Below are 13,739 nucleotides of genomic sequence, written 5' to 3'. Positions count from 1 at the left end.
GGGTGTACGGGGGGTGTACGGGCGGTGACGGGCATTTTGCCCGATAGATTTCCCCTGACCTTCGCCCCGCAGATAGGCTAATCCTCTTCCCATGACCCGCCCCGATCCCGATCTGATCCGCCAAACCGCCGCCCGTGTCCTGCGCATAGAGGCCGAGGCCGTGGCCCGCATGGCCGAGGCTCTGCCCGCCGATTTCGAGGTCGCGGTCGAGGCGATCCTCACCGTCAAGGGTCGCGTGATCCTGTCCGGTATGGGCAAATCCGGCCATATCGCCCGCAAGATCAGCGCCACCCTCGCCTCCACCGGCACGCCCTCCTATTTCGTGCATCCGGCCGAGGCGAGCCACGGCGACCTTGGCATGATCACGCCAGAGGATCTCTGCATCCTGATCTCGAATTCCGGGGAAACCTCGGAACTGGGCGACATCGTCGCCCATGTGGCGCGCTTCTCGATTCCGATGATCGGGATCTCAAAGAATCCCGAAAGCACGCTGATGAAAGCCGCCGATATGCGGCTAATTTTGCCAAATGAACCAGAGGCTTGCATCATCGGCATGGCGCCCACCACCTCGACCACGCTGACCCTTGCGCTTGGCGATGCGCTGGCCGTGGCGGTGATGGAACGGCGCGGGTTCGTGGCGGAAAACTTCCGCACCTTCCACCCCGGCGGCAAGCTTGGCGCACAGCTGGCCACGGCGGCACAGCTGATGCATTCGGGCGCGGCCCTGCCTCTGGTTCCCGCCGATATGCCCATGCCGGACGTGCTGCTGGTGATGACCGAGAAGGGCTTCGGCATCGCGGGCGTGACCGAAGGCGGCAAGCTTGCGGGCGTCGTCACCGATGGCGATCTGCGGCGCAACATGGAGGGGCTGATGGACAAGACCGCCGGTCAGGTTGCGACGCAGAATCCCCGCGTCATCACCCCCGATACGTTGGCAGCCGAGGCCGTGGGCCTCATGTCCGGTCGCATCACCGCGCTGTTCGTTCTGGATGAAACCGGCATCCCCCTCGGCCTCCTGCACATCCACGACTGCCTGCGCGCCGGAGTTCTCTGACGTCAGATCGTATAGCCGATCAGAAACCGCCCGAGCAGCGGCTGGCTGGCCGCGCCGAGGGACCGCGCATCGGCACCGACGGTGCCTGTCTCTACAACGGGCCGTTCCAACCCGGTGAAGTCGAGCCCGTCAAAGCGTGCCCGCACGTCGCGAACAAGCGCGTTTCGCAGGTTCTCCGGCATCCATCCGTCGATCTTGACCGCCTCGAAATCAATCACCGACATGGCGGAATGGGCAGCACGTGCGATGGCATTCGCAGCCTCTGCCGTCCATTCGTTCAGCAATGTCTCGGGCACGTCCCACCCTTCAGGGCTGTCCCACAGCATTCCGCTATCCAGCCCCGCCTCGGTCAACCGGCGTTCCAGCACCACCAGCGACGCCAAATCCATCAGCTGCCGGGTCTTCCCGCCCAGGTCCACCACCGGCATCGGGCCGATCGCCCCGGCATTGCCCGTCGGACCGGTGAACAGCGTGCCATTGAGAACCACCCCTCCGCCGATGAAGAACCCTATGAAGACATGGAGGAAATTCGCGGGCTGTTCGCCGGTGCCGAAGACCAGTTCCGCGCTACAGGCGGATGTGGCGTCGTTCTGCAGATAGACCTGCATGTCCAGCGCGCCCGACAGTTCCACCAGCAGATCACGGCTCTGCCAGGCGGCCATCTTGCCCGGCTCCACGCCGATCATCCGGGCCCAGTCCCACAACTGGAACGGAATTGCGATACCGAGCCCTGCAATGCGCGGGCGCTGGTCGGCGGGCAAGGAAAGCCGAAGCTTGTCCACGGCATCCAGCGAGAACGCCAGAACGTCACTGAAATCGGGATAGGCATAGATCTGTTTTCGCCGCGCGATGATCTGGCCCAGAAAATCCGTCAGGATCATCTCTGCCGACCTGCGACCGACCTTGAGGCCAAGGAAATAGGCCCCTTCAGGGTTCAACCGCATCGGAACCGAGGGCTGGCCGACCTTGCCGCGCATCGGTTCCCCTTTCAGCAGCAGCCCCTCGTCTTCGAGGCTGCGCATGATCACCGATACGGTCTGCGCCGACAGCCCGGTCAAGCGGGCAATCTCGGCCTTTGCCAGCGCGCCATGGCGGCGAATCAGGGTCAGCACAAGGCGTTCGTTCTGCGCCCGCATGCCGGTCTGATTCGTGCCGCGCGTTTCCTTGGTGGCAACGGCCTGCGCCGGTTTTTCAGTGGTATCGGTCATGGTGGTCTCCCCACTGGGATATTGTGAGGCGCAAGGCAAGACGTCAATAATTAAATAAGAGTGATTTATTTATTGACAGCGGACCGGGAGTCGAGGCATTCATGAGGCCATGGGGCGATGAGGCGCCCTTCTTTGATACTTTCTGGGAGGAAGACATGACCAAGACCTTCAAGGCCCTTATGATGGGTGGCGCGGCCGCTCTGGCGATGACCGGGGCCGCGCATGCGGATGCGCATGGCGACGCGATCACCGCCTGCCTGATCACCAAGACCGACACCAACCCCTTCTTCGTGAAGATGCGTGAAGGTGCGACCGAAGCCGCCGAGGCCGCAGGCATCAACCTGCAAACCTACGCTGGCGCCATCGACGGCGACGTTGAAAGCCAGGTGGCGGCGGTTGAAACCTGCATTGCCGCCGGGGCATCGGGCATCCTGATCACCCCCTCCGATTCCCGCGCTCTTGCGCCGGTCATCGGTCAGGCACGTGAAGCGGGCCTGCTGGTCATCGCGCTCGACACCCCGTTCGAGCCTGCGGATACCGCAGACGCGACCTTCGCGACCGACAACTTCGAAGCGGGCCGCCTGATCGGTGCCTGGGCCGCCGCCACGCTTGGTGACGCCGCCGCCGATGCCCGCATCGGCCTGCTGGACCTGAACCCCTCGGAAGTGTCGGTCGACTACCTGCGCGATCAGGGCTTCCTGACCGGTTTCGGCATCGACGTGATGGACCCGACCGACATCGGCGACGAAACCGATGAACGGATCGTCGGCAACGACGTCACCAACGGCAACGAAGAAGGTGGCCGCACCGCGATGGAGAACCTGCTCCAGATCGACCCGTCGATCAACGTGGTCTACACCATCAACGAACCCGCCGCTGCAGGCGCCTATGCCGCGCTGCAGGCCTTCGGTCTTCAGGACCAGGCGCTGATCGTGTCGGTTGACGGCGGCTGTGCCGGTGTGCGTGACGTGGCTGCCGGTGTCATCGGCGCGACCTCGATGCAGTTCCCGCTGCGCATGGCATCGCTCGGGATCGAGGCGATTGCCCAGTATGCCGAAGACGGCAGCCTGCCCGAGAACTCCGAAGGGCTCGACTTCTTCAACACTGGCGTGATGCTGGTGACGGACAGCCCGGTCGAGGGCATCGAGTCGATCACCTCGGAAGAAGCACTGGAACTTTGCTGGGGCTGATCCCTGCAACTCTCCCGGGGCGGCCACTTATGCCGCCCCACCCCCTACACCCCAAAATCATTGCCGCATCCCCGCCTGACCTGCATGGTACAGGCCGGTGCGGATATGGTCGGAGAGGATGACATGGCGGATCAAAACTCTACGTCGGACCGGGATTTCGAGAGCGTCCTGACCTCCAGCGATACATCCGTTGCAGAATTCGAAGACAGCCATCGCGGCGTGGTCGGCACGCTACAGCATGTTCTGCACGGAAACCCCACATTGGTGCCTGTAATCGTTCTGGTCGTGGCCGTTCTGGCCTTCGGCCTGATCGCGGGCGACCGGTTTTTCACACCCTTCAACCTGACGCTGATCATGCAGCAGGTCTCGATCATCGGGATCCTCGCCGCCGCGCAAAGTCTGGTGATCATTACCGCCGGGATCGACCTGTCGGTCGCGGCCATCATGGTGCTGATGAGCGTGATTTCCGGCAAACTGGCCGTGGAACTTGGCGTTCCCGCGCCGCTGGCGTTGCTGATCGGCTTTGCAGGCGGCATCGGGGCCGGCTACATGAACGGCTTGCTGATCACCAAGGTCAAGCTGCCGCCCTTCATCACCACGCTTGGCACCTGGAACATCTTCTTCGCGCTGAACCTTTGGCTGTCGGGTGCGCAGTCCATTCGCGGTCAGGATATCGACGCCACCGCGCCGCTGCTCAAGTTCTTCGGGCTCAGCTTCACGATCGGGTCGGCGCGCGTCACCTATGGCGTGCTGCTGATGATCGTGATCTTCTTGGTGCTCTGGTACGTGCTGAACAAGACCGCCTGGGGCCGCCATGTCTACATGATCGGGGACGACAAGGAAGCCGCCGAACTGGCCGGTATCCGCACCGACCGGACATTGCGGCAGGTCTACATGCTGGCGGGCTTCATCTGCGCGCTGGCGGCCTGGGCGTCCATCGGGCGTGTGGGCTCGATTTCTCCGCAGAGCTTTTACGAAGGCAACCTTGAAAGCATCACGGCCGTGGTGATCGGGGGCATCTCGCTTTTCGGCGGGCGTGGCTCGATCATGGGGGCACTTTTCGGCGCGCTCATCGTGGGCGTGTTCCAGTCTGGGCTGCGTCTGGCCGGTGTGGATGTGCTGTGGCAGGTCTTCGCCATCGGCTGGCTTATCATCATCGCGGTCGCGGTCGACCAATGGATCAGAAAGGTTTCGGCATGACGAACCCAATCTTGCAAGCCCGCGGACTGGTCAAACGCTATGGCCGCGTCACCGCGTTGGACAACGCCGATTTCGACCTGATGCCGGGGGAAATCCTTGCGGTGATCGGCGATAACGGGGCCGGGAAATCCTCGCTCATCAAGGCGATTTCCGGTGCTGTGACCCCCGACGAGGGCCGGATCACGCTGGAAGGGCAGGAGGTCAGCTACAGCTCGCCCCTGCAAGCACGCGAAGCCGGGATCGAATGCGTTTACCAGACGCTGGCCCTGTCGCCCGCCCTGTCGATCACCGACAACATGTTCGTGGGCAGAGAGCTGAAGAAGCCCGGCTTCATGGGCAAGTACATGGGGATGCTCGACCATAAGGCGATGGAGGATTTCGCCCGCGCGAAACTGTCGGAACTGGGCCTGATGACGATCCAGAACATCAACCAGGCGGTGGAGACCCTCTCAGGCGGCCAGCGTCAGGGCGTGGCCGTTGCCCGCGCGGCGGCCTTCGGGTCCAAGGTCATCATCCTCGACGAACCCACGGCGGCGCTTGGCGTCAAGGAAAGCCGCAAGGTGCTGGAACTGATCCAGGACGTGCGGTCGCGGGGCACGCCGGTGGTTCTGATCAGCCACAACATGCCACATGTGTTCGAAGTGGCCGACCGCATTCACATCCACCGCTTGGGCAAACGCCTGACGGTCGTGGATCCGAAAGAGGTCAGCATGTCGGACGCGGTGGCCCTGATGACAGGAGCAATGCAGCCCGATGCCGTCGCGGCCTGAAGATACTGCCCAAACCACCCTGCCGCATCTGCTTGCACTCAAGGGCTCACGCAAGTTGATCGCGGTCGCGGGGCCGCCGGGATCGGGGAAATCCTCGGTCTCGGCGGCTCTGTGTTCGGAATTGCGGCAGGCCGGGCGATCCGCTGCCGTGGTTCCCATGGACGGATTTCATCTGGACAATGCCATCCTGATGCAGCGCGGATTGCTCGATCGCAAAGGCGCGCCGCCCAGTTTCGACGCGGCGGGCTTCCTGCATCTGGTGCGCCGGATCGCAGCGGGTGAGGACGTGATCTACCCCGTCTTCGACCGGGACCGCGACATCGCCATCGCGGGCGCAGCGCATCTTCCATCCGATACGGAGTTCGTGCTGTTTGAGGGCAACTACCTGCTCTTGAAAGACGCGCCATGGTCCAATCTTCGGCCGCTATGGACACAAGCCATCGCCATCGACACCCCGCGCGAGGTTCTGGCGCACCGTCTCTTGCAGCGTTGGTTGGATCACGGGTTGCCCGAGGCGCAGGCCGTGGCTCGGCGTGATGCCAACGACATGCCCAATGCGGATCTGGTATTGGCCAACAGCTTGCCCGCCGATCTGACCATCTCCAACTGACCGAAGGACCGATAAACCATGATCCTCTGCTGTGGCGAAGCCCTGATCGACATGATCCCAAGCCCGACCACCGAAGGTGGGAAGGACGGATTCGTACCGCATTCCGGCGGCGCGGTGTTCAACACCGCCATCGCGCTCGGGCGGCTCGGGGTGCAGACCGGGATGATCACGGGGCTGTCGACCGACATGTTCGGACAGCAGCTGGATGAGGCCCTGCGCGCCAGCCACGTGGATACGACCCGAGTTATCCGGTCCGACCGGCCCACGACACTGGCCTTCGTCAAGCTGACCGACGGCCACGCCACCTATTCCTTTTTCGATGAGTTCTCTGCCGGGCGCATGATCCGGCCCGAGGATCTGCCAAACCTTGCGGACGAGGTCAGTGCGCTGTTCTTCGGCGGCATCAGCCTGGCAGTTGAGCCTTGCGCCGACACCTACGCGGCGCTGATGGAACGCGAGGGCGGGACGCGCGCGGTGATGATGGACCCGAACATTCGCCCCGGTTTCATCAAGGATGTGGACCGCTACCGCGACCGGCTGGCCCGGATGCTGAGCCTGACCGATATCGTGAAGGTGTCCGACGAGGATCTGAACTGGATCTATCCGGGCCCGGAATCGCTGCAAGCCAAGCTGGACATGTTGCGCGCCGCAGGCCCGAAACTGATTGTGCTGACGCGGGGCGGCGACGGCGCAACCGCCTATCTGTCGGACGGGACCGAAGTGGCCGTCGCAGCCGAACGTGTGACCGCCGTGGACACGGTCGGCGCCGGTGACACGTTCAATGCCGGGGTCATGGCCAGCCTGTCGGAACAGGGGCTGCTGACCAAGGCGGGCGTGGCCGGGGTAACGGCACCCCAGATGGCTGCCGCCCTGACCCTGGCCGCGAAAGCCGCTGCCGTTACCGTCAGCCGGGCCGGGGCCAACCCACCGTGGCGCGAAGAACTGTAGCACCTCTGGCTTGCCGATTGCGTTCAAAGCCGAGAACACGTCATAAATGACGTCTCTGGCGCGAGGTGATCATGGCAAGGCGTTCTACCGTAAAGGATGTGGCCCGCGAGGCCGGTGTCAGCGTATCGACCGTGGACCGGGCGTTGAACGGTCGGATGAAGGTGCGCGAGGAAACGCTGCGCAAGATCGCCGCCGCAGCGCATCGGGTTGGGTATCACGCCCGTGGCCTGATCGAGCACCGGATGGTGCCGGACCGGCCCAAGATGCGGTTTGGCTTCGTGCTGCTGAAGCCGTCACAGGCGTTCTACCAGCAATTCGCCAAAGAAATTGAACGGGCCGTCACGGCGCGCATGGATGTCGAGGGGCAGGCGGTGATCCGCTATGCCAAGTCACAGGCGCCAGAGGAGTTTGCCAGCCTGATGGAAAGCCTTGGGCGCAGGGTAGACTCTCTGGGCTGCGTTGCCGTGAACCACCAGAGCCTGAACCCCGTGGTCCGTGATCTTCAGGACAAGGGCGTGCCGGTCTTTTCGCTGCTCAACGACTTCGCACAAGGCATCCGGCGTAACTATGTCGGGTCCAACAACGTCAAGATCGGGCGTATCGCGGCCTGGATGATCTCGAAAACCGTCAAACAGCCCGGTAAGCTGGCCCTTTTCGTTGGAGGCAACCGCTGGCATGGACATGACCTGAGAGAGGTCGGGTTCCGGTCCTACATCCGGGAAAACGCGCCCGCCCTGCCGGTGCTGGATACGCTGGTCAACCTGGAGACGCGTGAACTGACCTATGAGGCAACGCTGGACCTGCTGTCCCGTCACCCGGATCTTCGGGGGCTCTATATCGCGGGCGGCGGCATGGAGGGCGCGATTGCCGCCTTGCGGGAAATGCGCCAGCCCAATGAGGTTTCTCTCGTGGTCAACGAACTGACCGATGACAGCCGTGCCGCTCTTGCCGATGGCTATGCGGTGATGGCGATTGCAACGCCGCTCGACACGCTTTGTACAGAGCTGATCGAACTGATGATCAACGCCGTTCATGCCGGGGATGACGGGGTTGTCGGGCAGTATTTCCTGCAACCGCGCATCTATCTGCCCGATATGATTTGATGACGTAAAAACGTCATTTTTGCAGGCGCAGAAAACGTCATAAATGACCAGAAATCAGTACCCGAGATTGACGGAATCGCCGATCTCCAACAGCTTTCCGCCCGTCAGTCGCCACATACAAGCCGGCGCTGACGGGAGGGTTGATGTATTTTTCGTTGAACCAGATCACCGCCCCGCGCACCGGGTTTGTCGAGTTTCTCGAACTCGCCAAGCGCGTTGGCTGCACGGGCGTGGAACTGCGCAACGATCTGGGCCGGCCGCTCTTTGACGGCATGGACCCGGCGGAGGCAGGCGGCATTGCACGTGATCTGGGGTTGCGCATCGTTGCGCTGAACCATCTCTATGCCTTCAACTCTTGGCCGCCGGAACAGTCGCCCAATGCCGAAAGCCTGCTGGACGCAGCGGTCGCCTGCGGGGCCGAGGCTGTGTCATTCACCCCGCGCAATGACGGTATCGGATGCGCCAATGGTGAGAGGCAGGCCAACCTGCGGATCGCGATCAAGGCCATTCTGCCGCTTCTGAAACAGGTCGGAATCACCGGACTGATCGAACCGCTCGGTTTCATGACATCGTCGCTGCGCAGCAAGGCCGAAGCGGTGGCGATCATCGACACGCTGGAAGCCAAGGACCACCTGAAACTGGCCCACAACACGTTCCACCACTTTCTTGACGGGGAAGATGACCTGTTCCCGGACCATACTGCCCTGGTCCAGATATCGGGCGTGGTGAACGAAACGCTGACGCGGTCCGACATGCGTGATGAACACAGGGTATTGGTGGATGACCGGGATCAGCTTGGAACCATCGACCAGATCGCGGCCCTCGTCGCCGGAGGCTATCGGGGACCCGTATCATTCGAATGCTTCGCACCCGAGGTGCAGGACAGTGCCACGATCGAAGCGGATCTGAAACATTCAATCGAATTCATAGCATCGCGACTGAGGTCCATGGCGGCCTGAAGGGATGCGTGAAATCGCCCCTCGCGGGGCATCCGGCAAGAGGAAACGGTGCGCCGGACACCAAACTTGGGAGGAAACCTGATGAAGAAGACACTGATTGCAGCAACTGTTGCCGCAAGCGCAGCCCTGACCGGCATGGCAGCCCCGGCACTGGCCGATGGCGAGCGCTATGTCCTGGTCAGCCACGCGCCCGACAGCGACAGCTGGTGGAACACGATCCGCAACGGCATCGCGCTGGCGGGCGACCAGATGGGCGTCGAGGTGGAATACCGCAACCCCCCCACCGGTGACCTTGCCGATATGGCGCGGATCATCGAACAGGCGGCCGCGTCCGGCCCCGACGGCATCATCACCACGCTGGCCGATTTCGACGTGCTGTCCGGCCCCATCCGCAACGCGGTGGACTCTGGCGTTGACGTGATCATCATCAACTCCGGCACCCCGGATCAGGCCCGCGAGGTCGGGGCCCTGATGTATGTGGGTCAGCCCGAATATGATGCAGGCTACGCGGCGGGTCTGCGCGCCTCCGGTGACGGTGTGGAAAGCTTCCTGTGTGTGAACCACTACATCTCGTCGCCCTCCTCGACCGAGCGGTGCCAGGGCTTTGCAGATGCGCTTGGCGTCGAGCTTGGCAGCCAGATGATCGACTCCGGTCAGGACCCGGCCGAGATCCAGAACCGTGTGCTGGCCTATCTGAACGCCAACCCCGACACGGATGCGATCCTGACCCTCGGGCCGACCTCTGCCGATCCGACCATCATGGCGCTGGAACAGAACGGCATGGCCGGCGAGATCTACTTCGGCACCTTCGACCTCGGTGAAAACATCGTTCAGGGCCTGCGTGACGGCGTGATCCAGTGGGGCATCGACCAGCAGCCCTTCCTGCAGGCCTACCTGCCGGTGATCGTTCTGACGAACTACCACCGCTACGGCGTGCTGCCGGGCAACAACATCAACTCCGGCCCCGGTTTCGTGACCGCGGACGGGCTTGAGATGGTGGAACGCTTCGCAGGCGAATACCGCTGATCCAGCGATAAACTCTCTCCCTGGCGAAGGGTGGCGGCGCGCTGCCCTTCGCCTCTTCTAAAGATTGGGACACGTCATGAAACCCTTCAACACGCGGAGCGTTTACAGATGACAGACACCGCTCAGACCCCCGAACAGGACGAACGCGTCAAGGAGATTTCCTCCTTCCGCAAAGCCCTGATCCGCCCCGAGCTTGGCGGCATCTGCGGCACCGTGATCGTCTTTCTGTTCTTCGCAATTTTCGCTGGCAACAGCGGCATGTTCAATTCGCAAGGCGTCCTGAACTGGAGCACCGTTTCTGCGCAATTCATGATCATCGCCGTCGGCGCCTGCCTGCTGATGATCGCGGGTGAGTTTGACCTGTCGGTCGGTTCCATGATCGGCTTTGCGGGCATGATGATCGCCATCTTCTCGGTCTCGCTCGGCTGGCCCGTCTGGCTTGCCATCATCCTCGCCTTCCTGATCTGCATGAGCATCGGGGCGCTGAACGGCTATATCGTCATCAAGACAGGGCTGCCGTCCTTCATCGTGACCCTGGCTTTCCTGTTCATCCTGCGGGGCTTCACCATCTTCATTCCGCAGCAGTTGGAAAACCGCACCATCATCGGGGGCATTGCCGATGCGGCCGAGGGCGACTGGCTGGCCCCTCTGTTCGGCGGTCAGGTCGGTGGCTGGTTCTTCGAGTTCCTTGGTGAACGCGGCCTGATCGAGGTGTTCGAACGCGGCACCCGTGCAGGCGAACCCGTGGTCGACGGCATTCCGATGCTGATCATCTGGGCCCTCGTGCTGGTTGCCTTCGGGCATTTCCTGCTGACCCGCACCCAGTTCGGAAACTGGATCTTTGCCGCTGGCGGCGATGCGGAAGCGGCCCGGAATTCCGGTGTTCCCGTCAACGCCGTCAAGATCAAGATGTTCATCATGACCGCCTTCTGCGCGACGGTCTTCGCAACCTGTCAGGTGATGGAGTTCGGCTCTGCCGCCGCGGATCGCGGTATCCTGAAAGAGTTCGAGGCCATCATCGCGGTGGTGATCGGTGGGGCGTTGCTGACCGGCGGATACGGCTCGGTCATCGGGGCGGCCCTTGGGGCGCTGATCTTCGGCGTGGTCCAGCAGGGCCTGTTCTTCACCGGTGTGGAAAGCTCGCTCTTCCGGGTGTTCCTGGGTGTCATCCTGTTGCTGGCTGTGATCCTGAACACCTATATTCGCCGCCTGATCACGGGGGAACGCTAAGATGACCAGTGAACACGCACCCATCATCGAAATGCGGAATATCGAGAAGCATTTCGGCTCGGTCATTGCGCTGGCCGGTGTGTCGGTCGATGTCTTTCCCGGCGAATGCCACTGCCTTCTGGGCGATAACGGCGCGGGCAAATCGACCTTCATCAAGACCATGTCCGGCGTGCACAAGCCGACGGCGGGCGAGATCATGTTCGAAGGCAAGCCGATGCATTTCGCCGATCCGCGCGATGCGATCTCGGCGGGGATTGCGACGGTGCACCAGCATCTTGCGATGATCCCGCTGATGTCGGTCAGCCGCAACTTCTTCATGGGCAATGAGCCGGTGAAGAAAGTGGGTCCGCTGAAGCTGTTTGACCATGACTACGCCAATAACGTGACCATGGAAGAGATGCGCAAGATGGGCATCAACCTGCGCGGGCCGGATCAGGCCGTGGGCACTCTGTCAGGTGGGGAACGTCAGACCGTGGCCATTGCGCGTGCGGTGCATTTCGGTGCGAAGGTGCTGATCCTCGATGAACCGACCTCGGCCCTGGGCGTGCGGCAGACGGCGAACGTGCTGGCCACCATCGACAAGGTGCGCAAACAGGGCATTGCCGTGGTGTTCATCACCCATAACGTGCGCCACGCGCTGGCCGTGGGGGATCGGTTCACCGTGCTCAACCGGGGCAAGACGCTTGGCACCGCGCAGCGTGGCCAGATCACGCCGGAGGAGCTACAGGACATGATGGCCGGCGGTCAGGAGATGGTCGCCCTGGAAGGCTCGCTCGGCGGAACGGTCTGAGCCTATAACAACCGGCGGCGCGGTTGCGCGCCGTCACAACAAGAAAAAAAGCACGTTCAGGAGAACAAGATGACCGTTCGTTTCGGGGTACTTGGCGCAGGTCGCATCGGGCAGGTTCACGCCCGCGCCATCGCGTCTGTCGATGGGGCCGTTCTGGTGGCGATTGCCGAGCCGATGGAGGCTGCGGCCAAGGCTGCTCAGGCGGCATTCGGCTGCGAGTTGCGGACCATCGACGAGATTGCGGCATCAGACGATATCGACGCGGTGGTCATCTGTACGCCGACCGATACCCATGCCGACCTGATCGAGCAGTTCGCCCGCGCGGGCAAGGCCGTGTTCTGCGAGAAACCCGTTGATCTGGATGTCGGTCGGGTCAAGCAGGCGCTTGCCACGGTCGAGGAAACAGGCGCGACCCTGATGGTCGGCTTCAACCGTCGCTTCGACCCCGATTTCATGGCTGTCAAAGCCGCGATCGACGCGGGCCGGATTGGCGATGTGGAAATGGTCACGATCACCAGCCGCGATCCGGGCGCACCACCCTACGAGTACATCAAGGTCTCTGGCGGCATCTTCCGTGACATGATGATCCACGATTTCGACATTGCCCGCTGGCTGCTAGGTGAAGAAGTGGAAACCGTGATGGCGCAGGGGTCCGTCCTGACCGACCCCGAGATCGGCAAACTGGGCGATTTCGACAGCGCCAGCGTGATCCTGCGCACCGCCAGCGGAAAGCAGGCCGTCATCACCAATTCGCGCCGCGCGTCCTATGGCTATGATCAGCGGATCGAGGTGCTGGGATCTGCGGGCGCGGTCAGCGCGCGGAACCAGCATGAGGCGAATATCGAAGTGGCAACGGCCGAGGGGTATTCCCGCCCGCCGCTGCTGAACTTCTTCATGACCCGCTACATCGCTGCCTATGCCAACGAGATCGCGGCCTTTGTCGCTGCCGTGGCCGATGGGGCCCCGACGCCCACCACCGGGCTGGACGGGCTGAAATCCCTGGAATTGGCCGAGGCGGCGGTGGAATCCGCACGTACCGGGCAGGCCGTGCGCCTGTCCTGACAGATCGGGGCCAGCGGCCCCAGAACCGAAAATCGAGGGAGCGCTTTGATGAAGCCGCTTGATGTGATCACCATCGGCCGTTCTTCGGTTGATCTCTATGGCCAGCAGGTTGGTGGCCGGCTGGAGGATATGGGGTCGTTCCAGAAATACATTGGCGGCTCGCCCACCAATATGGCGGCTGGCACGGCACGCTTGGGGTTGCGGTCGGCGTTGATCACCCGTGTGGGCGACGAACATATGGGCCGCTTCATCCGTGAGGAACTGACGCGCGAAGGTGTCGATGTGCGGGGCGTAAAGACGGACCCGGAGCGTTTGACGGCTCTGGTCCTTCTTGGCATCCGCGACCAGGATCAGTTTCCGCTGATCTTTTACCGGTCCGATTGCGCGGATATGGCGCTGTGCGAGGCGGATATCGACCCCGACTTCATTGCGCAGGCACGGGCGGTTGTCGCCACAGGGACGCACCTGTCGCATCCCCGGACCGAGGCAGCGGTTCTCAAGGCGCTAAGGCTGGCGCGTGAGGGCGGCGCACAAACGGCACTCGATATCGACTACAGGCCGAACCTCTGGGGGCTTGCGGGGCATGGGG

14 protein-coding genes are annotated in these 13,739 nt (G+C 62.7%); 13 read left to right on the top strand and 1 reads right to left on the bottom strand.

Going from position 1 to position 13,739, the window contains the following annotated elements; all coding sequences use genetic code 11:
• Positions 1-91 precede the first annotated feature (91 nt).
• Positions 92-1,054 (top strand): KpsF/GutQ family sugar-phosphate isomerase, encoded by a 963-nt coding sequence (locus RBB16_RS19530; RefSeq protein ID WP_306047708.1) that lies wholly within the window; start codon positions 92-94, stop codon positions 1,052-1,054.
• A 2-nt stretch (positions 1,055-1,056) separates the two neighbouring features.
• Here the strand turns inward: RBB16_RS19530 and RBB16_RS19525 are convergent, their stop codons facing one another.
• A complete protein-coding gene (locus RBB16_RS19525) occupies positions 1,057-2,262 on the bottom strand; it encodes an ROK family transcriptional regulator (protein WP_306047707.1) in 1,206 nt (401 codons plus the stop codon).
• A gap of 155 nt (positions 2,263-2,417) precedes the next feature.
• Between RBB16_RS19525 and RBB16_RS19520 the strand changes: the two genes are divergently transcribed.
• From RBB16_RS19520 to RBB16_RS19465, 12 genes are all read left to right on the top strand, one after another.
• The gene (locus tag RBB16_RS19520; RefSeq protein ID WP_071691154.1) at positions 2,418-3,452 is read left to right on the top strand and encodes a substrate-binding domain-containing protein; all 1,035 of its coding nucleotides are present in this window, start codon (positions 2,418-2,420) and stop codon (positions 3,450-3,452) included.
• 123 nt (positions 3,453-3,575) lie between these two features.
• Complete coding sequence (locus RBB16_RS19515) at positions 3,576-4,652, top strand: ABC transporter permease (protein WP_306047706.1); 1,077 nt, start codon at positions 3,576-3,578, stop codon at positions 4,650-4,652.
• Positions 4,649-5,422 (top strand): ATP-binding cassette domain-containing protein, encoded by a 774-nt coding sequence (locus RBB16_RS19510; protein ID WP_211267997.1) that lies wholly within the window; start codon positions 4,649-4,651, stop codon positions 5,420-5,422. Before RBB16_RS19515 ends, RBB16_RS19510 begins: the two co-directional genes overlap by 4 nt.
• Positions 5,406-6,032 (top strand): nucleoside/nucleotide kinase family protein, encoded by a 627-nt coding sequence (locus RBB16_RS19505; protein WP_306047705.1) that lies wholly within the window; start codon positions 5,406-5,408, stop codon positions 6,030-6,032. Before RBB16_RS19510 ends, RBB16_RS19505 begins: the two co-directional genes overlap by 17 nt.
• 18 nt (positions 6,033-6,050) lie before the next feature.
• Entirely contained in the window at positions 6,051-6,980 is a 930-nt protein-coding gene (locus RBB16_RS19500) for a carbohydrate kinase (protein WP_306047704.1), read from the top strand.
• Positions 6,981-7,051: 71 nt separating this feature from the next.
• Positions 7,052-8,083 (top strand): LacI family DNA-binding transcriptional regulator, encoded by a 1,032-nt coding sequence (locus tag RBB16_RS19495; RefSeq protein ID WP_306047703.1) that lies wholly within the window; start codon positions 7,052-7,054, stop codon positions 8,081-8,083.
• Positions 8,084-8,226: 143 nt separating this feature from the next.
• Positions 8,227-9,042 (top strand): TIM barrel protein, encoded by an 816-nt coding sequence (locus RBB16_RS19490; protein ID WP_306047702.1) that lies wholly within the window; start codon positions 8,227-8,229, stop codon positions 9,040-9,042.
• Between the two features lie 81 nt (positions 9,043-9,123).
• Positions 9,124-10,068 (top strand): sugar ABC transporter substrate-binding protein, encoded by a 945-nt coding sequence (locus tag RBB16_RS19485; protein WP_071691068.1) that lies wholly within the window; start codon positions 9,124-9,126, stop codon positions 10,066-10,068.
• Between the two features lie 108 nt (positions 10,069-10,176).
• The gene (locus tag RBB16_RS19480; protein WP_306047701.1) at positions 10,177-11,298 is read left to right on the top strand and encodes an ABC transporter permease; all 1,122 of its coding nucleotides are present in this window, start codon (positions 10,177-10,179) and stop codon (positions 11,296-11,298) included.
• Between the two features lies 1 nt (position 11,299).
• Positions 11,300-12,088, top strand: a complete 789-nt coding sequence (locus RBB16_RS19475; RefSeq protein ID WP_071691066.1) for an ATP-binding cassette domain-containing protein — start codon at positions 11,300-11,302, stop codon at positions 12,086-12,088.
• Positions 12,089-12,157: 69 nt separating this feature from the next.
• Positions 12,158-13,150, top strand: coding sequence for an inositol 2-dehydrogenase (iolG, locus tag RBB16_RS19470; RefSeq protein WP_306047700.1), 993 nt, complete (start codon positions 12,158-12,160; stop codon positions 13,148-13,150).
• A gap of 48 nt (positions 13,151-13,198) precedes the next feature.
• On the top strand, positions 13,199-13,739 hold a 541-nt coding region (locus RBB16_RS19465; RefSeq protein WP_306047699.1), incomplete at its 3' end, for a PfkB family carbohydrate kinase.

Origin of the sequence: Nioella sp. MMSF_3534 (assembly GCF_030732985.1) — a bacterium.
In the GTDB taxonomy this organism is placed as follows: domain Bacteria; phylum Pseudomonadota; class Alphaproteobacteria; order Rhodobacterales; family Rhodobacteraceae; genus Nioella.
Note: the sequence above shows the minus strand (reverse complement) of the source record. Positions and strands in the feature narration are given on the sequence as shown.